Here is a 20,613-nt window from a genome sequence, read left to right on the forward strand (position 1 = left end):
CCGGTAGGTTCGACAGCCGGCTCTCGCCCGCGGCGTCGCTGCCGCGGGCTGTGCTCGACGGTCTCACCGCTCGACCGACCCGTGGTTCGTGATGGTTTCGAGAAACAATAGCAGCGGACTCTCGTCGGTCCGGACGTACTCGTAGTCGACGGCGTCGAGTCCGTCCAGAATCTCGACGCGGACGTGGGCGCGGATTCGCTCCGGATCGGCCGTGTCGGCCCCGATGTCGTCGACCAGCGCGGTGTCGTGGGTCAGGAACCCGAACCGCTCGATGTCGATGTCGGGGAGGCTCTCGTGGAGTCGGAGCGCGTTCTCCACGTCCCGCTCGGTGTACTCCGCAGTCGTCCGGTACGCGTAACCCTCGGTCACGGGGTTGTCGACCGCCAGCACGACTACGCTATCCCCGTCTCGGGCCCGAACGTCGAGATACGACTGGTCCAGGCCCGAACCGCTGGTCTCGACAGTCACTGTGTACGGCTCTCCCCCTGCGAGCTCGGTGACGGCGTCGTGGTGGAAGGCCGACAGACGCTCCCGGGCCGTTCGCTGGTCGCTGGCCAGCTCGCGGTAGGCGTCTTCCCACTCCGGAAAGAGCCTGACTGGTCCCGTGGTCTCCCGCCTGACTGCCCGTTTTTCCGGCCTGCTGAGGGGGTACTCCCGCTCGGCTGCGTCGTGGAGCGTGTCGGCGTTGGCCCGCCTGAACGCGGCCGTCAGTTCCGTCCGAAGCTCGCTCCGCTGGTCGTTCAGCTCCCGCTCGACGGCCCGCAACTCCCGTTCGAGTTCGAACACCTCCTCGAAGTCCAGGTCTGTGTCCATGGGTCGGGGCCGGGCGGCTCGCCGGCTCGGACGTCACTACCAGTCGCCAGGACTTGTGCGTTCGGGCGAGTTCGCGCCGGGCCGATACCCGAAGGCTGCGTTTTCGTTGCCCGTCACCACTCGTCGTCACGTTCACAGCCGAAAACCTTTCACAGAGACGAATCAAGCCCGTGGCATGGCCAGCGAGGATATCGACGACGTGGACAGGGCGATCCTCCACGCGCTCCAGGAGGACGCGCGGAACATGTCCTCGGGCGACATCGCGGAACGGACCGAGACGTCTGACAGTACGGTCCGCAAGCGGATCCAGCGACTGGAGTCCGACGGCATCGTCAAGGGGTACAGCGCCGACGTCGACTACGGAGCGTCGGGGTTCCCGCTCCGGATGCTGCTCTTCTGTACCGCCTCGATTCCCGAACGGGGGGAACTCGTCTCCGACGTCCTCGCTATCGACGGCGTCATCTCCGTCCAGGAACTGGTTACCGGCGAGCAGAACCTGCTCGTGACCGCTGTGGGGGAGTCCGACAGCGACATCACGCCGGTCGCACAGGAACTGCTCGACATGGGGCTGACCGTCGCCGACGAGGTACTCGTTCGGAGCCACGAGACGACGCCGTTCGGCGGGTTCGTCTCCGGGGAGCAGTCCTGACTCAGCGGACCACACGTTTCACGTCGAGTGGCGTCGCCCGGCGGACCACGGCCCGAATCGGGTCCACCGTGGCGGCCAGGTTGTTCGACTCGCCGTCGAGCACCAGTAGTGCCGCGTCCCGACCTGCTTCAATGACGCCGCAGTTCAGTCCCACCGCGTCGGCACCGGCTACCGTCGCCATCCGGAGAACCTCCTGTGCGGTCACGTCGAAGTGCTTTGCAGTGTACGCCATCTCGCGGAACATCGACGGCGGATTGAGCATGACGTTGTCCGTGCCGAGTGCGACCGACGTGTGGTCGAGCAGGGCACGGACCGGCGGGCGACCCACGTCAAGGACCTGGTTCGCACGTGGGCACACGGCGACTGGGACGGCCTGGTCGGCGACCCGTTCGAGGTGGGCCTCCGCCGCGTGGACCATGTGGACGAGCAGGTCCGGTTCGAGGTCCAGTGCGGGGTGGATATCGGTCGCATCCGGTTCGCCAGCGTGGATGGCGAACGGAACGTTCCCGTCCCGGGCGGCTGCCCGTTCGGTCGTGAAATCGTCGTCGTTCGCACCGCTCGCGCCGTACCCGTCCGCCACGTCGAGGACGTCCGCCGGACCGCTCCCGAAGACGAACGGAGCGACGTACTCGCCGTCCGCGGCGGCCCGGAGCGCGCGGGTACCCGACGGACCCGATTCGCGGAAATCGAGGCACGCGGCCGTTCCCGTCTGCTGCATAAACCGGAGTGTGCGTTGGATTTCGGCGACGAGTGTCTCTCTGTCGGCGGCCGCCAGCCGCTGGTGTTTCTGGCTGTCCGGCGGTGCGACAGCCGCTTCGAGCCCGAGGCCGACGGCAGCCTCCTTGGCCACCGAGTCTCCGACGTGGGTGTGGGCGTTGACGAACGCCGGCACGACGATGTCGGTGGAGTCGGTGCCGTCCCGCTCGACGGCCGTTATTCGCCCGTCTTCGACGACGACCGTCCCCTCTATGGGCTCCAGCGACGACCCGGCCACGACCGTCCCCTCAAGCTCCTCCATACAGTTCTCTTCCGCTGAATAACAATATGGGTTTCTGATGGATATTGAACGGACGAGCAAGCGAAACAACACCTCGAAGCGGGCGCGTCCACTACGACGGTCCGTACGGCTCCCCCGCGACGGCACTCCTCTGTGACCGTCGACGGGGAAATCGACCCGGAGACACCACACTCCCGACTCTCCGACGGCGTACTCGGTCGCATCGCGAGCGACGTACCCCGTGTGAACCGTCCCCAATATTAAGACCATAATGTTCTATAATTACTTCTATAGAGAACAGTTTGTTAGTATAGAAGATTTTAATACACAGTTCGTTCGTACTAATGGGTGAAGACAACCGACACCAGTCCGCTGGAGTGGTCGTCGAAGCTCCGAGGTGGGGTGGCGTCAGGACGAGCCAACCGATGACAGACCAGACAGAGACCGAGACCGTGGGACAGTTCCCGAACACGTCGCCGTCGACTCCGCTCGCGCCGGTGGTGCTCACACGACTCGTGTGGGCGCTGTTCGTTGCGAGTCTCGGTGCACTCGTGGCGCGACTCTGGACCGAGGGCGGGTGGACGGTCGCCGGGTTGGTGGCTGTCGACGGCCTGACTGTCCTACTGTGGGTCGTGGTCTCCTTCTTCAGTGGCATCGTCCACAGCTACTCGCGGCGCTACATGGCGGGCAGCGAACACCTCACTCGCTTTTTCGCCCGGCTGTCCGTCTTCACCTTGGTCGTGATGGGTCTCGTCGCCGCCGACCACGTCGCGCTGTTCGGGGCCGCGTGGCTGGCGATGGGGCTGGTGATGGCGGACCTGATCGGAACCGTCCGCGGCTGGCCACAGGCACGAACCGCCGCGACCCTCGCCCGCCGGTACTTCCTCGCCAGTAGCGCGTTGCTGGGTGCCGCACTCGTGACGCTGTCCTGGGCGACGGGTGCGACGACGATTTCGGCTATCCTGGCGAACGTCGCGGCCGCCCCGGAGTGGGTTTCGCTCGTGGCGGCCGGCCTGCTCGTCCTGGCGGCGATGGTCCAGTCCGCGCTCGTCCCCTTCCACACCTGGTTGCTCTCCTCGATGACCGCGCCGACGCCGGCGTCGGCGCTGATGCACGCCGGGTTCGTCAACGCGGGCGGGATTCTCCTGCTCCGATTTGCCCCCGTCGTCACCGTCGACTCGACGTTCATGCTCCTGGTCGTGGCCGTCGGCGCGGCCAGCGCACTGCTGGGAAAACTCCTGAAAGCCGTCCAGTCCGACGTGAAGCGCAAACTCGGCTGTTCGACGACCGGGCAGATGGGATTCATGATCGCACAGGCCGGTCTCGGCTTCTTCGGGGCCGCCATCACCCACCTGATCCTCCACGGGTTCTACAAGGCCTACCTGTTCCTCTCGACGGGGAGCCAGGTCGAACACACCAGCCCGAAGAAGTCGGCGACCGGGACGACGACGCTCCTCGGCGGCGTCGTGACGCTACTCACCGCGGTCGCCGGTGGTGTTCTGTTCGCGCTCGTCACCGGCAAGGGAACGCACGTCGACAGCGGCCTCCTGCTGACGGGTCTGATCTCGCTGACGACGCTGCACGCGACCTGGACCACCGTCCGGAACACCGACCTCCAGGCAACCGTCCGATACGGCGTCGTCCCGTTGATTTTCCTGCCCGCCGTCGCCGTCTACGCAGGAGTCTACACCGCGGTCACGACCGTCCTGGCCGGCGTCCCGCTCGTGACCGTGCCGACCGACCTGACACCGGTCCACGGTGTCGTCGCGGTGGCGTTTCTCGCCGCGTACGTCGCCATCGAGACCGGCCTCTACCGGCGGAGCCACCGCCTGTACGTGGCGCTGGTGAACGCCTCACAGCCCGCGACCGGAACCGTGCTGACTTCGACGGAGGAGTACAATGAACACTGAATCCGCGGTAACCGAGAGTGTCGAACTGGCAGCAAACAGCGTCGGTCCCGTCTGGCCGCTCCACTCGTTCGTGACGGCCAACCCGCTCGCCGGGTTCGAGGACCAGCCGTTCCACGAGGCCGTCCAGCAGGCCGAACGCCTGTTCGGCGGTGACGGCTACCCGAGCCCCGACCTGTTCCGCCGGGCCTGGGAGACGGGCCGCATCGACCCGCACGTCCTGGCCGAGGAACTCGACGCTCACGGCTACGACGACGACCCCGAGGCACTACTCGACCGGATGGACGCGACCGCCGACCAGACGCCGGACGCCGACACGGCCGAAACGCCCGCGGAACGCGTCGACGCCGTCCTGACGAAGTGGCTCGCGGCCTTCCTCGATCAGGGGACGGCCACCTGGCCGATGCCTAACCGCGAGCAGGGATTCTACGCCGCCGTCCGGTCGGTGGCCTCCCACGACGGCGACATCCCGGACGGGGCTGCCGACGCGTGGCCCGCGGACCCGGAGGACGCCATCGAGCGCGTCCTCGACGAGCACCCCAAAGACGAGTGGCCGACGATACTCGAGCAGCAACTGACCGCGCTTCCCGGCTGGGCTGGGTTCATCAAGCAACGCGCCGCCGACGACGACGCGTGGCAGTCGACGTACCCGATCACACTGGCCGAGTACCTCGCGGTTCGGCTCACACTTTCGGAACTGTTCGACGCGCCGATCACGCCACCAGAGCAGGCGACCGAGTCCAGCGTGACCGGCGACGGGGCCGTTCCGCTCGAAGAGGTCTGGCTCTCCGCGTGGGAGGCCAGCTACCGCTCGGAACTGGTCGACGCCGTGACCGATGCCGGCGCGTTGGCCGCCGAAGCCGACGGTGGCCGGCCCGACGCACAGTTCGTGTTCTGTATCGACACGCGGTCGGAGATCATCCGCCGCCACATCGAGGCCACGGGCGACTACGACACACACGGCTACGCTGGCTTCTTCGGCATCCCGATGCGGTACGAGGGGTACGACGTCGACGTGACGGTCGACGCGTGCCCGCCTATCCTCGACGCTCAGCACCGCATCACGGACCGCCCGACGACCGACCCCGAGGACAAGGCGGCGTACGACCGCTGGTCGAACGTCCGCGACGCGGGCGGCAAGCTGGTGAAGTCGCTCAAAGAAAACGCCGCGACCGCGTTCAGCTACGTCGAGAGCGCGGGCAGCGGCTACGGGCTGGCGCTGGCCGCACGGACGCTCCTGCCGACCCGCGTCCGCGACGTTCTCGACGCCACCGACGAGCGCGTCCCCGACGCCCACGAGTTCTGTGAGCCGTCGGTCGACTACAACCCCGACGCCGTTACCGAACTCCGGGAGGGACTCACCGTGGCGGAGCGGGCCGACTACGCCGCGACCGCCTTCGAGCTGATGGGGTGGGAGCAGTTCGCTCGTGTCGTCGTCTTCGCCGGCCACGCCAGCCAGACCGCGAACAACCCGTTCGATTCGAGTCTCGACTGCGGTGCCTGTGCGGGCAACCCCGGTGGCCCGAACGCCCGCGTCCTCGCCGCCATCTGTAACGACGCGGACGTCCAGGCCGAACTCCGCGAGCGCGGCATCGAGATTCCCGACGACACCGTCTTCCTCGCCGGCGAACACAACACCACCACCGACGAGGTGGAACTGTACGACGGACCGGTTCCCGAGAGTCACGCCGACGACATCGCGCAACTCCGTGCCGACCTCGAAACCGCTCGTGCCGGCGCGGCCGCCGAGCGCACCGAGTCGATGGGTTCGGGGGGCGCTGGCGGCGTCCGCGAGACGGAGCGCCGTGCGGCCGACTGGGCCGAGACGCGTCCGGAGTGGGGGCTGGCCGGCAACGCCGGTTTCGTCGTCGGCCCGCGCGCCCTCACCGACGACCTGGACCTCGGCGGTCGGTCGTTCCTCCACTCTTACGACTGGACGACCGACGACGGCGGTGACGCGCTCGAAGCTATCGTGACCGGCCCCATGGTCGTCACGCAGTGGATCAACACACAGTACTACTTCGCCACCGTCGACAACGACGTCTACGGCAGCGGGTCGAAGGTCACACATAACCCCGTCGGTAACGTCGGCGTCTACCAGGGCAACGGCGGCGACCTGATGACCGGCCTCCCGCTCCAGTCGCTCATGGCCGCCGACGACGAGCCCTACCACCAACCCCTCCGGCTCTCGACTGTCATCCACGCGCCGGTCGAGCGTGTGACCGACATCCTCGCCGACCACGAGAACGTGACGGAACTGCTGGACAACCACTGGCTCTCGCTGACGGTCGTCGACCCCGAGCAGGACCACTGTGCGTTCCACTACGACGGCGACCTGACGTGGGTACCGGCCGACCAGTCCGACCACCGGCCCACCGCGACGACGTCGACCGTGGAAACCGGCACCACCGGCGACTAGCCAGCACGGACGGTATCGGACGACTCACGACTCGGGACGCCGTCACCGCTCGCGGGTCGTTCGACACAGTGACGCGCCGCGGTCTCCGGAACACCGGTCGACGGGACGCCGGGAAAAGGTGCCTGGCTGGTTACCGGAGCGTACGTGATTTACGCCCGGCGTGAACGGCTGGGTTCTCTCACCGCGTCCAGGTGGCAAACCATCGAGTTCGCTGCCAGCTAACGGCGGGGTCAGTCCCTCCAAGACTCGGTCGGCTCACCCTCCTCGCCGTTCGATGCGGCGGCCTCTGCCTCCTGTAGCTCCTGTTCTAGCGTCGCGGTCGTCTCGTCGATTGGGGCGAGGCCGAACTCGTACATCCGTCCCGACGTCTCGACGTCCCGGAACTCGTACATCACGCCGTCGTCGACGACGGCGTAGACGTCCTGTGCCTGGTCGTGAATGACCCGTTTCTCCGAGTCGATGGCGACGTCGACGAGGTCGAGCAGCGTCTCGACGGGGACGCGGGCGTACTCCCCCGAGTCCGGGAGCTTGCCGCGAGAGATCCAGTCGGCGTACCGCACACTCTCGTAGTACTTCTCGAACGTCTCGAAATCCTCGATGCGTCGGTCGACCGTCCTGACGAACACCGCGAGCACCAACGCGCCGATACCGGCGACGACCCACCACAGGGACCGACTGGGCAGACTCGCTTCGGTCCCGGGGAACTCGACGGCGGCGGTGGCGACAGATGCGTTGACCGGCCGAGCCACGGTCGTCGAGTGGTTCCGCTCGACGACCTGTGGCGTGTCGAACTCGTAGGCGCGGCCGGAGACCGAAACCGGGGAGCTCAGGTTCACCTGCCCGGCGTAGGTTCCCGTGTCGTAACTCGCGTTGACGAGGATCCGGACTCGAACGATGCCGACCTCGTCCGCGGCGGCCTTGACCGCTGCCAGTCGCTCGCGTGCGAGGCGTCGGACGTCGAGTGTCACCGTGGTCCGGGAACGTCCGTCTGTCACCCGGCGGGTGGTCGATGCCAACTCTCGTCGTTCGGACCAGAACACCGCTTCGTCGCGTGCGGCCGAGAGTTCCAGCACGACGTCCTGGGTGACGACCACATCCTGGTCGGTTGGCACGTTAGTCCCCACGCGAAGCGTCAGATTCGGCGCCGCCGACAGCAGGTAGACCGGACGGTCGGACACCGTCTCCCCCTGGTCGTAGAGCGTGGTGTTCCCGGTCACGGTCGCCGTCGCAGTGAGCGAGGTACTGACGGCCTGCTGGTCGGTCTGGACCGTCGTCCGCTGTGGGTCGGGTGTGTCGGTTGCCCCGGCCGCCGCGCCGGCGAAGGCGAACGCGCTGGCGACGACGAGTGCTGCCACCAGCACTCGACCGTACTGCCCGCAGACGTATTTCAGTCTGAGCGGTAATCCCGCGCTCATGTCGCACGCCTCTGGAACCCGACGAACTCGCTCATAATATAATGTTCACCGGTCGAACACTAATGTGCGCGCTAACCCCCTGGTTGGCGGGGCACTTACCCGAGCGAAAGCGACGGTTCGAGCGGTGACGGTGTCCGTCTGGCCGTCGGTGGCCCCGTTCCGGTCTCGCTGGCTGGTGGGTTCGCGCCTACCACCGTGGAGCGAGCGCGTCCAGCCGCCCCGAAACGAGGCTGGGCGAGTCGGCCGCTCAGCGCCGGGGGTCGCTTCCCGTGTACGTCTCGTTGAGCACCTCGCGTCCGCCCGCCGTTTCGACCACGACAGTGTCTTTCCCGTTGTTCCAGATCGGCCTGCCCGAGTCCTGATACAGGTCGATTCGAGCGCTGGTCTCGCTGTCGGTCCCCGTGCCAGTTATTAGCTTCACTTTCTGGTCGGGCGCGACGGTCGTTCCCTGGGGAACGACGTACGGTGCCTGCGCCTCGTCCCGAACACTCCAGCCGGAGATATCGAGTGTCGTGCTCCCGGTGTTGGTGAACACGAGGAACTCGTCGTCGAGATTGTCGAACTCACTGCCGCGGGCGTTGGCGTTGATATCGGTGAGACGGAACCCGTCGGTGTTCTGTGCACAGCCGCTCGCATCGACCGTCGTCGACCGCGTCGCCGTCCCGGTGAACCGGGACCCGCTGGTCGTGGTGACGGTGAACGCGACAGTCTCCGGTGGTGACTCACAGCCGACAGTTACGGATGTCGTCGCCGACTCCCCCGGCGCGAGCGTCGTCTGTGCGTTCGACAGCGACCCCGAGGCGGTTTCGAGCGTGACCGCTGCGTTCACCGTCCGGTCCAGCCCGTTCGTCACGGTGACGAGCCGGCTCCTGTCACCGGCGGTCACACTGCCGGCGACCTCGAGACCGACGAGGCCGTTCGCATCGTCGGCCACAGCTGCCGTGGCTCCCCGCTCGAGGGTCCCCGAACTGAACGCGGCAGTCGGACCGATGGTGAGGATTCCGAGAATAGCCACGAGAACGGTCACCGCGAGTAGCGAGGTGTACACCCGCCCCTTCCCGCCGCGCGAGCGCGACCGGCGACCGCGTCTCATCGCTCACCACCCAGTCGGCGAGACACCCGACGACGGGTGCCCCGGAGCGGAGCGAACGGGTCGACGAGCGCCCAGTAACACAGGTACAGCGGTCCGACTCCGGTGAGGACGGTCGCCAGTGCTGCCAGGAGCGGGTGCACACTGTGTAGTGCCGTCACGACGCCACGCGGTAGCGTCGCCGGATACGGATACATGTGGAGCGTGGCCGCGTGGACGCCGGACGTTTCCTGTGCCGGAACGGTGACCGTGACGTTCTGTTCCGAGGTGTCGAGGAGTCGCTGCCGGACCCGGTCGAGTCCGTCACCCCGCTCGGCGACAGTGCCGTTCGGACCAGCCGCGACCGGTGTGGTCTCGTCGATTCGCATCCCGTCGGCCCGAGTCACGAGGTGGGTGAACGGCGTCGACGCCGATCGGACGGTGAGTGACTCCGTTCGTTCCTCGCCGACGGACAGCACCCCGAGGTCCTTCGAGTCCTCGGCCGTGACTCGGTAGGTCTGCGTCTGATGGACGGCCGCCATCGACACGAGGACGACACCGACGAGGACCGCGACGACGAGTGCCGGCAAGATTACCTCACGGCCACGAAGGACCGCAGGCCGGACACGCCGTCGAGACGACCGAGCGGCACTGATTGCCAACGCGCCGCCCAGTACTGTCACGACGGCGTACCAGTACGTCCGGAGCAGCGAGAGCCCCGTTCCGACGTGCGGAACGACGAGCGGCCCGCCGCCGAGCGTCAGCACCTGTCCCGACACCGCAGACCGCTCGACGAGCGGATAGCCAGCCGCCTGGTCGGTGCTTGGGTTATTGTCGCCTTTCGTCACGATACCGTCGTCCGTCACCCTCATCGCACGGTGGGTGACGTAACTCCCGCGCTCGGCGGAGTAGAACGTAATCACGTCACCGGCCTCGACAGCCCCCGCGGGCACGAGGACGTACCCGCCATCCGGCTCGATGGTCGGTGCCATACTGTCGGACGTGACGTACGAAATCTGGACCGGTGAGGCCGCTGGCGCGACCAGCAGGGCGACCACGAGGACGACCGCGAGACCGACGAGCGTGCGCATCATGTACTGAAATGGTGGGTTTGGTGAGAATCGAAACAGCAGGGGGGCTGTCGGTTAGCGACGGCCGATAGCCGGTGATCAGGTCCCGTCGGAGACCGAGCCACCTTCGTCGACGTCGTCGATGGTGAACGCGAGGGTGCCCGAGAGGTCGTCCGTTGAGGTCACCGTCGCAGCGCCGTTGTGGCCAGTATCGACGACGACCACGACATCGTAGGCGTCAGTGGCGGCCGCGTCGAGGGACGCTGTCTGGCCTTCCTCGGTGACGGTGCCGACCTGTGAACCGTCCTTGTAAATCTGGAACTTGAGGTTGGCGTCACTGTTACCATCGTCCACGTTGTGTGTGTATGCGACGTTGATAACGTGCGCCTCGTCGTCGTTGTTCTTGACCTGGAACGCGTGTGAGGTACCCGGATTCGCAGGGTCGCCGAGTTCGAAGAGCGCGTCGGTGTTCGCACCGGTTGCCGACCCGTTCTCGAAGTCGATCTTGAGTTGCTCCGTCGAAGGGTCCTGGAAGACGAGGTTCCCGGAATTGCCGTCGATCAGCGCCAGCAGACCGTTCTCGTCGGCCACGACGTCCGCGTTCGCCTGTCGCTCGACCGTCGCCGCGGTGAACGCACTCGCACCGACCGCCGTCGCTGCAACGAGGACGAGTCCGGCCACGAGTAACGTCTGTGTGATTCGTGCCATTGCATTCGAACAGAGTCGACGACGCCGGATAACCATCAGCTAACTTATTTGTTTGCGAGGTGCTTACCTCGCCGTTAGGGGGCCCACGCACCTCGCGGTCAGTGGCAGGCTTTCTTTCAAGTAAGCGAACGGATTTGTGTATTCACTTGTCCATCTCTGTTGTGGATCGGACTGCAGAGTGGACACGACTCGTAGTGCCGGACGTCGCCGTTCGTTGCGTTCCTCGTCGCCGTCGGCTGGTCGCAGACTCGAGAGTCGAACACGGTCGATGGGCTCCCCCGAACCCCCCCACGGCGGCCGGGCGAGGCCAGCGAGAGTGTCGTCGTGACGGACGACCGGGCGGGGACCGCAGACAGGACAGACCGGACGCTCACGGCCGGAACCGAGACTCCGAACCCGCACGGACCCGGACACAAACGCCGGCGAGCCGACCGGGACGACAGCACCGGCGACCGTTCCGGAGTCCGAGGGTGATACTCCACCGATGATCGGGCGTCTCCGGACGATTCTGTCTGGTTGCGGACGCGAAGCCGTTCACGAGTGTCGGCAGTGCGGGACGACGGTCGAGGAGACCGACAGTCGGTGTCCGACCTGCCGGTCGGACGAAATCGCGACCTACAGACTCTAGCGAACGGTCACGCGTCACACGAACTCGGATATACCGATGCCGAACGTCCCGATGCTTCCACGCTGGATTCGAGGCGCGGACCACTGTCTCGATTCCGTGCCTGCGGGGCGTCCCGACGGACTCGCCCGTGAGCGTGCCTGCGGAATTCTCGTCGTGGAGGTTGCGCCGGTACACGGCGTCGCCGACGCGACGACAGCCCTGCGCCGTCTGCTCGATAGCGGTTGGCTCCACGCGGTCGACGGGACGGTCTATCGCACCGGGAGTCGGGCCGACTGACCGACACCGTCGAGTGGCGCTACGGCGCCGAAGTCCGGCTTACCAGCCGGTAAGTCGGCGGCTATCGGCCTCGTTAGCGAGTCTTCTTATTCGATACCAAATAACGAGCGTAGCATGGACCACGACAGAGTGTATCCGCCGTGCTGGGGGAGAGAATGGGTGTGACAGACGACGACGGCGGCGGCCGACAGGACTGGGCGGATGTCCTGCTCGTCGAAGCGGACCCGGCCGACGCCCGACTGATTTCGTGTGGGTTCCAACGACAGTCCGTGACCACAGATGTCGCCCCGGATGGGCGAACGGCAATCGAGCGACTCTCGACCGCGAGCGACGAGCGAACCGACGACCGACTCCCACGTCTCATCGTCCTCGACCTCGCCATCGGACCCCTCGACGCCGAGACGATTCTCCACGCGGTCAAATCGAGTCCGCGACTTGGATTGGTCCCAGTCGTCACGCTGAGTGACAGCGACGAGCACACTGCGGCCACGGACACCGACGCCGAACGGGCCTACGACCTGGGCGCGAACGCCCATTTCAGCAAACCGGACGACGTCGAGCGGTACGTCGACGGCATCGAGCGGTTGGCGGCCTTCTGGTTCGAGTGGGCGACGTTTCCGCCAGAACTGTTATCTGTCGATGGAGCGTGAGATTGTTATGAATTCGTTCGACAGTTCTGCCGACAGTTCCGGTGTGCCGGACTATCTGGTCGAGAGCGCGGCGCTCCTGTCGAAGAAGTGGCATCCGGCGATCGTGCGATGTGTCGCTGCCGGGGACGGTCTCGGGTTCAGTGACCTCGAAAACAGACTCAACGGCATCTCGGCGAAAGTACTGACCGACGCACTGGAGGAACTGCGAGACCACCAGATTCTCGACCGCACGGAGGTGCGCCAGGAGCCGCTCCGCGTCGACTACACGCTGACCGAGCGGGGGCAGGACTTCGCAGCTGTCATCGACTCGCTGGCCGACTGGGGCGAACAGTATCTCGCGCCCGACGACGAGGAACAGGTGGTGCTGGTCGCAGAGGACGACCGACGCATCGCGGAGATGCACACGGTCTGGCTCGAAGACGAGTACACCGTCCACACCGCACACGACGGCGAAGAGGCGCTTCGGGAACTCGATACGGGCGTCGACGTCGTCGTCCTCGACCGGCGAATGCCGGGGCTCTCCGGCGACGAGGTGCTCGACTGGATTCGGTCGCAGGGGTACGACTGCCGGGTCGCCCTCGTCACCTCCGAGGAGCCGGACCTGGACGCCGTCGCCCTCGGGTTCGACGAGTACGTCGCCAAGCCAATCCTCAAAGACGACCTCCGTGCGGTGGTCTCGGACCTCTTCGACCGGGCTGAGTACGACCGCGAGGTGAGACAGTTCCTCGCACTGCAGGCGAAACTCGCGGTGCTCGAAGCCGAGAATCCGGAGCCGGAACTCGCGGCGAGCGAGGAGTACAGCCGACTCGAAGCGCGGCTCGAAGACGCCCGCGAGCAGGTCGACGAGGACGACGACATCGAAGCACCAACACTGGACCGGCTGGGGGTGGACCCGTCCCGATGAGCTCCGAATTGGACACCGGCGCGATACGGAACAGTTCGCCGGCAGCGGTACTGGACCGGGTCGACGAGGCTATCTACGCACTCGACACCGACTGGCAGTTCGAGTACATCAACGACCGGGCAGCCGAGATACTCGAACGTGACCCCGACAGCCTGCTCGGCGAGACGATTTGGGACGCGTTCCCAGCCGTCGCCGACACCGAGGCGTACGAGACGTTCCGCGACGCGATGGACACCGGTGAGCCAGCGCGATTCGACATGCAGTACGAACCGTGGGACGCGTGGTACTCCGTTCGGGCCTATCCCGACGCGGACGGGATTACGATCTGCTTCTACGACGTCACCGACGAACGGGGTCAACAGCTCGAGTTGCAGCGCAAACAACGACTGTTCGAGACCGTCTTCGAGGACACCGACGACGCGCTCGTCATCGCCGACCCGGACGGTCGGCTCACCGAGCTCAACCCCGCTGCGGAACGATTGTTCGGCTACGACGACGTCGACACCCAGGACGAGAGTCTGTCACTCCTGTACGCCGACGAGAACGAGTACGAGCGCCGGGGCGAACGGCGCGACAGCCACGTCGCCGAGTACCAGCGCGCGGACGGTACGACCTTCGAGGGTGAGACAGTCGCCACGCCGCTGGACGGACCCAACGGCGAGGCGCTCGCGTTCCTGACCTCGATCAGAGACGTGAGCGCCCGTATCGAATACGAGGAACGGATGCAGCAGCGCAACGCGGCACTCCGGTCGTTCCACGAGATTACGACCGACTCCGGGCGGTCCTTCGAGCGACGACTGACGGCGGTGCTGGAACTCTGCTGTGACCACCTGGACCTCGACGTCGGTCGTCTCGTCGCCGTCGACGACGACGAGTACACCGTCGAGGCGTCCGTCTCGTCGGGCGATTCGTCCGCGCCTGGTGACGCGGTCACGCTCGACGAGACGTTCTGTGAGTTCGTCGTCGACGCAGACCGTGTCGTCAGTTTCGACGGTGTGACTACTGGCGAGGTCACGGACCACACCGCGTGCCAGGACCGAGGCGTCGAGTCGTATCTGGGTGCGCCCGTGGTCGTGGACGGTGACCGCTACGGGACACTGAGCTTTTCTCGGCCGACGCCACGCGGTGAACCGTTCACCGAAAGCGACGAGACGTTCGCCCGCGTGCTGGCACAGTGGGTCGGCAAAGAGTTGAGTCGTCGCCGCCAGCGAGAGCGGGCCCGTGCGAGTCGCCGCCGGTTGCGCCAGATTATCGACATGCTGCCACAGTTGGTGTTCGCAAAGAAGGAGACCGGCGAGTTCCTGCTGGCGAACGAAGCCGTCGCCGAGGCCTACGGCACGACGGTCGCCGACCTCGAGGGGAGCACGGACGCCGACTTCGCCGACTCCCAGACGGAGGCCGACCAGTTCCGTCGAGACGACCGTGCGGTCATCGAGTCCGGGGAGCCAAAACACATTCCAGCGGAATCGCTGACCACCGCCGACGGCGAGCGGCGTGTTCTGGAGACGACGAAGATTCCCTACGACCCCGTCGATGCGGACGGTCACGCCGTACTGGGCGTCTCGACGGACATTACCGAACGCGAAGCACGTGAGGTCGAACTCGAGGTCCAGTCGGCGGCGATGGAGGCGTCGATGGACGGCATCTCGATCCTGAACACCGACGGGGAGTACATCTCCATGAACGAGGCCCACGCCGCCGTGTTCGACTACGACCCGGCGGCCCTCATCGGCAGCTCCTGGCGACGGCTCTACGACGCCGACGAGGTCGAGCGGATCGAGGAGACGGCGTTCCCGACGCTCGAACGTGCGGGCGAGTGGCGCGGCGAGACCGTCGGGATGCGACGGGACGGCAGCCCAGTCTACCAGGAGATCACACTCTCGCTGCTCGACGACGGCAAACTGATCTGTACGAACCGGGACATCACCGCGCGCAAACAGCGTGAGCAGGAACTCGAACGGTACGAGGCACTCGTCGAGAGCATGGACGAGGCCGCACTCGTCGTCGACAGCGATGGTCGCATCGAGTACGCAAACAAGGCATCGGCCTCGTACACGGGAGCGACAGTCGACGACCTCGCCGGTCGGTCGATAGAGACGCTCGCCGAGGAGATGACGACGAACGACGAGGACCCGGACCGACTCGTCGGGGCAGTCGAGGCGACTCTGGACGGAGGGACAGCGCCGGACCGATTGGAGGTGGCGCTAGATCTCCCGACGAGGACGGCGGTTATGGAGTACCAGCCGTCGTCGTTCCGTTCTGACGGCAGGCGGAAGGCGGTCGTCGTCGCCCGGGAGGTCACGGAACGTAGAGCGCGCGAACGGAAACTCGAGCGCCAGCGGAGCAGAACCCGGGCACTGTTCGACGACTCGCCCGACAGCATCATCGTTCACGACGCCGACGGTGCCATCGTCGACGCGAACGAGACACAGGTCGAGATGCTGGGCTACGACCGGGAAACGCTGCTCTCGATGAACGTGTCGGAGTTCGAGGTCGGCCTGAGTCGAGCGGACCTCCGTGACGTGTGGGCCGACATGAGTATTGGCGAGACACTCAAAACAGAGGGAAAACATCGTCAATCGAACGGCCTCGTCTGTCCGGTCGAGGTCTGGATTGCCAAGACCGAGGTCGACGACGAGCCGCGATTCGTCGCGGTCTCCCGCGACATCAGTGAGCGGAAGACTCGCGAACTGGAACTCGAACGCAACCGTGAGTTCCTCGAAAAGACCCAAGAAAGCGCCGCAATCGGCGGGTGGGAGATCGAATTCGGAACGGGTGACCTGCAGTGGACCGACGAGGTCTACCGCATCCACGACCTGCCACTCGACGCCGACCCCACGCTAGCCGACGGGTTCGAGTACGTCCATCACGAGGACAGACCCACGGTCACTACGGCGTTCGAGCAACTGCGGACCGAGGGCGAGTCGTACGACCTCGAGGTTCGAGTCGTCACTGCCGACGACGACGTGCGCTGGGTGCGAACGATCGGTGACCCACAGTTCGACGGAGCCGGCGAGGTCGTCGGCGCTCTCGGCACGTTTCAGGACATCACCGAGCGCAAAGAACGTGAGCAGGACCTGCGAGAACTCACGGAGCGACTCGACTTGGCCGTCGAGGGTGCGAACCTCGGTGTCTGGGACTGGAACGTCGAGACCGACGCCATCGTTTTCAACGAGCAGTGGGCGCGGATGCTCGAGCTCTCGCCGGACGACATCGAACCGACGTTCGAGACGTGGAAACAGCGGGTCCACCCGGCCGACACGGACCGCGTCGAGGCGGCACTCGAGGCACATGTGGCCGGTGAGACGGAGCTGTATGATTGCGAACACCGGATGCAGACTGCAAGCGGGGACTGGAAGTGGATCAGAGACGTCGGCAGGGTCGTCGAACGGGACGCAGACGATGAGCCAGTCCGTGCGGTCGGTATCCACCTCGACGTCACGGACCAGAAGGAGACAGAGACCTCCCTCGAAGAGGAGCGAGACATGTTCGCACAGGGGCCGGCTGTCGTCTTCAAGTGGCAGAATGCAGACGGGTGGCCCATCGAGTACGTCTCGGACAACGTCACCGAGACGTTCGGCTACACGCCGGCCCAACTCGAATCGGGCGACGTACCGTACATGAATTTAGTCCACGACGACGACCTCGAGCGGGTCGCCGCTAAAGTCGAGGGACACAGCGACGAGACGACAGAACGGTTCGGTCACGACCCTTACCGGATGGTCACCGCCGAAGGAGCGGTAAGGTGGGTGAAAGACCACACCAAGATCATCCGCAACGACGGGGAGGTCACACACTATCTCGGCTATCTCATCGACATTACCGAACGGAAAGAACTCGAACAGTCGCTCCGCGACAGCGAACGGTCGCTCCGCGAGGTTACGGAAATCGCCTCGGACACGGAGCGTGCGTTCCAGCCGAAACTGGAGGCGATCCTCGAACTCGGCTGTGAGCGACTCGACCTCTCGTACGGATTTCTGAACCGGATCGACGAGGACACCCAGCACGTCGTCGAAGCGACGGGAACACACCCACGGCTCCAGCCCGGCGAATCGGCTCCGCTCTCGGAGACGTACTGCCGGAATACGATCGAGCAGGACACGGTGCTCGACATCGCCGACGCCGCCGCTGGGGGCTGGGAGGACGACCCTGCCCACGGTGCGTTCGAGCTTGGCTGCTACATCGGGGGCAAAATCATCGTTGAAGGCGACGTGTACGGGACACTCTGTTTCGCGGACGACGATAGCCGTGCCAAGACCTTCGACGAGACAGAGCGAGCCTTCGTCGAGTTACTCGTCCAGTGGCTCAGTTACGAACTCGAGAGCAACGCCGTCGAGACGAAACTCCGGGAACTCAACGAGACCGCACAGCGACTGCTGGCGACCGGTGACGCCGACGAGGTCGGGTCGGCCGCGACCGAGAGCGCGAGTGCGGTACTCGACCTGCCGATAACGGGCGTCTGGTGGTACGAGGAATCGGCCGACGCGCTCGTCCCCGCAGGCATGACCGACGAGGCCGCGGCGGTAATCGACACCCAGCCGACGTTCGACGGTGGTGGCTCACTGGCCTGGGAGGCGTTCGCCGACGGCGAGACACGACTGTACAACGACGTACACGCCGCCGACGAGGTGTACAACGAGGAGACGCCCATGCGATCCGAGGTCATCGTCCCCCTCGGTGAACACGGGGTGTTGATCAGCGGCTCCAGACAACAGCGGGCGTTCTCCGAGACCGACCGGGAACTGCTCGAAATCCTCTCGGCGACCGTTGAGGACGCGCTGAACAGAGCCGAGCGCGAGCAGGTGTTACGGGAAACCCGTGAACGTCTCACCCAGTCGAACCAGGATCTGGAACAGTTTGCGTACGCGGCGTCCCACGACCTCCAGGAGCCCCTGCGGACGATTTCGAGTTATCTCACACTGCTGGAACGACGCCATCGGGACGACCTCTCCGGGGACGCGCTGGAGTTCATCGACATCGCCGTCGACGGTGCCGACCGGATGCGGGAGATGATACAGGCACTCCTGGCGTACTCACGTGTCGGGACGCGCGGCGACGCGTTCGAGCCGACGGACATGGCTACCGTCTTCGAGGCGGTGACGCGGAACCTGTCGGTGACTATCGAGGAGGCCGACGCGACCGTCGACGTTCCAGAGGACGAGGCCGCAGGGACCGTCGTCGGCGACCAGAGCCAACTCGTCCAGTTGTTCCAGAACCTCGTCGAGAACGGTATCAAGTACAGCGAGGACGACCCGCGGGTCGAAGTATCGGTCGAACGCAACGACGAGGCGCTCGAGTTCGCCGTCACGGACAACGGCATTGGCATCGCGCCCGACCAGGTTGAGGACATCTTCGAGGTGTTCCAGCGACTCCACACCCGTGCGGAGTTCGAGGGCACCGGCATCGGCCTCTCGCTCTGTCAAAAGATCGTCGACCGTCACGGCGGCGACATCCGGGTCGAATCGTCGCTCGACACGGGCTCAATCTTCTTCATCACGTTGCCCGTAGAGGTGGACACACGTGACTGACGGGACCCACCAGGCGTCCGCCGCACAGGTGCTAGCCGTCGAAGACAATCCTGGCGACGTCCGACTCCTGGAAGAAGGTGTCGGAGCCGCCGACGCGAGCCTCGAGCTACACGTGTGTAACAACGGCAGACTGGCTATCGAGCGGCTCACCGGCGACGGCGGACCTGCACCCGACCATCCCGATCTAGTGCTACTCGATCTGAACCTGCCGGGAAAGTCCGGACTGGAGGTCCTCCAGGCGATTCGAGACGACACGCAGTTCGACACCGTGCCGGTCATCGTCGTGTCGAGTTCCGAGAATCCCGACGACGTCCGGGGCGTCTACGAGCACGCCGCGAACGCGTACGTCACGAAACCGGCCGACCCCGACGAGTACATCGAGGCCGTCGCCGCCGCCGTGCAGTTCTGGATTCCCGGGGTGACCGAGACGGATGACTGAAACCCCGCCCGAACGGTTCCTGCTCGTCGAGGACAACCCAGCCGACGTGCGCCTGATCGAAGAGTACGTCGACGAACAGTCATGGCCGGAACTGGACGGGAAGCCGACGATTACCCAAGTAGACCGACTGGTCGACGCCATCGAGGCACGAACCGACGACACAGACCTCGTGCTGCTCGACCTGGGACTCCCGGACAGCACCGGGTTCGACACGCTCGAGCGGATGCTCTCGGCCGCCGTCGACGAACCCGTCGTCGTACTCACGGGTCTCGACGACGAACGCGTCGGTGTCGATGCCGTCGAGCGCGGTGCGCAGGACTATCTCGTCAAGGACGACCTCACGCCGAAACTCCTCCAGCGGACGGTCCGGTACGCCGTCGAGCGCGAGCGCCAGCAGCGACGACTGAAGCGGCGTAACGAGGAACTGGCGCTTCTCAACCAGATCGTGCGTCACGATATCAAAAACGACGTGACGGTCATCCTCGGCTGGGGCGACGGCCTCCGGGAGCACGTCGACCCGGCCGGCGAACCGTACCTCGAGCGGATGATGAGTGCCGGCGACCACATCACCGGCATCGCCGAGACGGTCGGGGACTTCCTCGAGATTCTCGAAGGCGACAAGCAACCCGAGTTACAGCCTATCGGCCTCGGACGACTCCTCGAGACCGAAATCGAAAAGACCCGGTCCGCACACGAGTCGGCGACTGTCTCGGTGACCGGCGACCTGCCGCACGGCCTGAACGTCGCTGCGACCGAACTGCTCTCGTCGGTCTTTCGCAACCTCCTGAACAACGCCGTCATACACAACGACTCGAACCAGCCCGTGGTCACGGTCACCGTCGAAGTCGAACCGGAGACAGTCACCGTCGGCATCGCTGACAACGGTCCGGGCATTCCCGAGAGCCAGCGCGACGAGGTCTTCGGTCGCGGTGAGATGGGGCTCCAGAGCCCCGGGTCGGGAATCGGACTGTACCTCGTCGACACCCTCGTCGACATGTACGATGGCGACGTTCACCTCGAGGACGACGACCCGGAGGGCAGCGTGTTCACCGTCACTCTCCACCGAGCGCGCCACGGTACCGACTGAAACCGGGATGTCCGCACCCGCCGACCACGACCCGTCGTCGAACCAGTACACGCG

General features: G+C 65.7%; 15 protein-coding genes. 9 read left to right on the top strand and 6 right to left on the bottom strand.

What is annotated here, in order from left to right; all coding sequences use genetic code 11:
* Nucleotides 1-63 precede the first annotated feature (63 nt).
* Entirely contained in the window at nucleotides 64-813 is a 750-nt protein-coding gene (locus tag Q0964_RS12380) for a hypothetical protein (RefSeq protein ID WP_299267967.1), read from the bottom strand.
* Nucleotides 814-988: 175 nt separating this feature from the next.
* Here Q0964_RS12380 and Q0964_RS12385 point away from each other — a divergent pair, with 175 nt between their 5' ends.
* A complete protein-coding gene (locus tag Q0964_RS12385; RefSeq protein WP_299267970.1) occupies nucleotides 989-1,462 on the top strand; it encodes an Lrp/AsnC family transcriptional regulator in 474 nt (157 codons plus the stop codon).
* A gap of 1 nt (nucleotide 1,463) precedes the next feature.
* Here Q0964_RS12385 and Q0964_RS12390 read toward each other — a convergent pair whose 3' ends face one another.
* Complete coding sequence (locus tag Q0964_RS12390; RefSeq protein WP_299267973.1) at nucleotides 1,464-2,480, bottom strand: amidohydrolase family protein; 1,017 nt, start codon at nucleotides 2,478-2,480, stop codon at nucleotides 1,464-1,466.
* Nucleotides 2,481-2,884: 404 nt separating this feature from the next.
* On the opposite strand from Q0964_RS12390, the gene Q0964_RS12395 reads away from it, so the two are divergent.
* Nucleotides 2,885-4,369 (top strand): proton-conducting transporter transmembrane domain-containing protein, encoded by a 1,485-nt coding sequence (locus Q0964_RS12395; RefSeq protein ID WP_299267976.1) that lies wholly within the window; start codon nucleotides 2,885-2,887, stop codon nucleotides 4,367-4,369.
* Nucleotides 4,359-6,785, top strand: coding sequence for a DUF2309 domain-containing protein (locus tag Q0964_RS12400; RefSeq protein ID WP_299267978.1), 2,427 nt, complete (start codon nucleotides 4,359-4,361; stop codon nucleotides 6,783-6,785). Before Q0964_RS12395 ends, Q0964_RS12400 begins: the two co-directional genes overlap by 11 nt.
* A gap of 230 nt (nucleotides 6,786-7,015) precedes the next feature.
* Here Q0964_RS12400 and Q0964_RS12405 read toward each other — a convergent pair whose 3' ends face one another.
* The 4 genes from Q0964_RS12405 to Q0964_RS12420 all read right to left on the bottom strand — a co-directional run bounded on the left by Q0964_RS12405 (nucleotide 7,016) and on the right by Q0964_RS12420 (nucleotide 11,047).
* Nucleotides 7,016-8,140 carry a DUF5305 family protein gene (locus Q0964_RS12405; protein WP_299267981.1) on the bottom strand — a complete coding sequence of 375 codons (1,125 nt, stop codon included), beginning with the start codon at nucleotides 8,138-8,140 and terminating at the stop codon, nucleotides 7,016-7,018.
* 307 nt (nucleotides 8,141-8,447) lie between these two features.
* Nucleotides 8,448-9,293 (bottom strand): lamin tail domain-containing protein, encoded by an 846-nt coding sequence (locus Q0964_RS12410; protein ID WP_299267984.1) that lies wholly within the window; start codon nucleotides 9,291-9,293, stop codon nucleotides 8,448-8,450.
* Nucleotides 9,290-10,360, bottom strand: coding sequence for a signal peptidase I (locus Q0964_RS12415; protein WP_299267986.1), 1,071 nt, complete (start codon nucleotides 10,358-10,360; stop codon nucleotides 9,290-9,292). The genes Q0964_RS12410 and Q0964_RS12415 overlap by 4 nt, the downstream gene beginning before the upstream one ends.
* A gap of 78 nt (nucleotides 10,361-10,438) precedes the next feature.
* Nucleotides 10,439-11,047 carry a hypothetical protein gene (locus Q0964_RS12420; protein WP_299267989.1) on the bottom strand — a complete coding sequence of 203 codons (609 nt, stop codon included), beginning with the start codon at nucleotides 11,045-11,047 and terminating at the stop codon, nucleotides 10,439-10,441.
* A 664-nt stretch (nucleotides 11,048-11,711) separates the two neighbouring features.
* Between Q0964_RS12420 and Q0964_RS12425 the strand changes: the two genes are divergently transcribed.
* The 6 genes from Q0964_RS12425 to Q0964_RS12450 all read left to right on the top strand — a co-directional run bounded on the left by Q0964_RS12425 (nucleotide 11,712) and on the right by Q0964_RS12450 (nucleotide 20,559).
* Nucleotides 11,712-11,951, top strand: coding sequence for a hypothetical protein (locus Q0964_RS12425; protein WP_299267992.1), 240 nt, complete (start codon nucleotides 11,712-11,714; stop codon nucleotides 11,949-11,951).
* A 161-nt stretch (nucleotides 11,952-12,112) separates the two neighbouring features.
* A complete protein-coding gene (locus Q0964_RS12430; RefSeq protein WP_299267995.1) occupies nucleotides 12,113-12,601 on the top strand; it encodes a response regulator in 489 nt (162 codons plus the stop codon).
* Nucleotides 12,602-12,608: 7 nt separating this feature from the next.
* Entirely contained in the window at nucleotides 12,609-13,505 is an 897-nt protein-coding gene (locus Q0964_RS12435; protein WP_299267997.1) for a winged helix-turn-helix transcriptional regulator, read from the top strand.
* A complete protein-coding gene (locus Q0964_RS12440) occupies nucleotides 13,502-19,033 on the top strand; it encodes a PAS domain S-box protein (RefSeq protein ID WP_299267999.1) in 5,532 nt (1,843 codons plus the stop codon). Before Q0964_RS12435 ends, Q0964_RS12440 begins: the two co-directional genes overlap by 4 nt.
* The gene (locus tag Q0964_RS12445) at nucleotides 19,026-19,472 is read left to right on the top strand and encodes a response regulator (protein ID WP_299268002.1); all 447 of its coding nucleotides are present in this window, start codon (nucleotides 19,026-19,028) and stop codon (nucleotides 19,470-19,472) included. The genes Q0964_RS12440 and Q0964_RS12445 overlap by 8 nt, the downstream gene beginning before the upstream one ends.
* The gene (locus Q0964_RS12450; protein WP_299268008.1) at nucleotides 19,465-20,559 is read left to right on the top strand and encodes a hybrid sensor histidine kinase/response regulator; all 1,095 of its coding nucleotides are present in this window, start codon (nucleotides 19,465-19,467) and stop codon (nucleotides 20,557-20,559) included. The genes Q0964_RS12445 and Q0964_RS12450 overlap by 8 nt, the downstream gene beginning before the upstream one ends.
* Nucleotides 20,560-20,613 lie beyond the last annotated feature (54 nt).

This window comes from Halorientalis sp. (assembly GCF_028275115.1).
GTDB lineage: Archaea > Halobacteriota > Halobacteria > Halobacteriales > Haloarculaceae > Halorientalis.

Coding starts and splice junctions, on each gene's coding strand:
- Q0964_RS12450 (WP_299268008.1), top strand. CDS start 19,465: ATGACTGAAACCCCGCCCGAACGGTTCCTGCTCGTCGAGGACAACCCA.
- Q0964_RS12380 (WP_299267967.1), bottom strand. CDS start 813: ATGGACACAGACCTGGACTTCGAGGAGGTGTTCGAACTCGAACGGGAG.
- Q0964_RS12415 (WP_299267986.1), bottom strand. CDS start 10,360: ATGCGCACGCTCGTCGGTCTCGCGGTCGTCCTCGTGGTCGCCCTGCTG.
- Q0964_RS12395 (WP_299267976.1), top strand. CDS start 2,885: ATGACAGACCAGACAGAGACCGAGACCGTGGGACAGTTCCCGAACACG.
- Q0964_RS12420 (WP_299267989.1), bottom strand. CDS start 11,047: ATGGCACGAATCACACAGACGTTACTCGTGGCCGGACTCGTCCTCGTT.
- Q0964_RS12400 (WP_299267978.1), top strand. CDS start 4,359: ATGAACACTGAATCCGCGGTAACCGAGAGTGTCGAACTGGCAGCAAAC.
- Q0964_RS12425 (WP_299267992.1), top strand. CDS start 11,712: ATGCCGAACGTCCCGATGCTTCCACGCTGGATTCGAGGCGCGGACCAC.
- Q0964_RS12390 (WP_299267973.1), bottom strand. CDS start 2,480: ATGGAGGAGCTTGAGGGGACGGTCGTGGCCGGGTCGTCGCTGGAGCCC.
- Q0964_RS12440 (WP_299267999.1), top strand. CDS start 13,502: ATGAGCTCCGAATTGGACACCGGCGCGATACGGAACAGTTCGCCGGCA.
- Q0964_RS12385 (WP_299267970.1), top strand. CDS start 989: ATGGCCAGCGAGGATATCGACGACGTGGACAGGGCGATCCTCCACGCG.
- Q0964_RS12435 (WP_299267997.1), top strand. CDS start 12,609: ATGAATTCGTTCGACAGTTCTGCCGACAGTTCCGGTGTGCCGGACTAT.
- Q0964_RS12410 (WP_299267984.1), bottom strand. CDS start 9,293: ATGAGACGCGGTCGCCGGTCGCGCTCGCGCGGCGGGAAGGGGCGGGTG.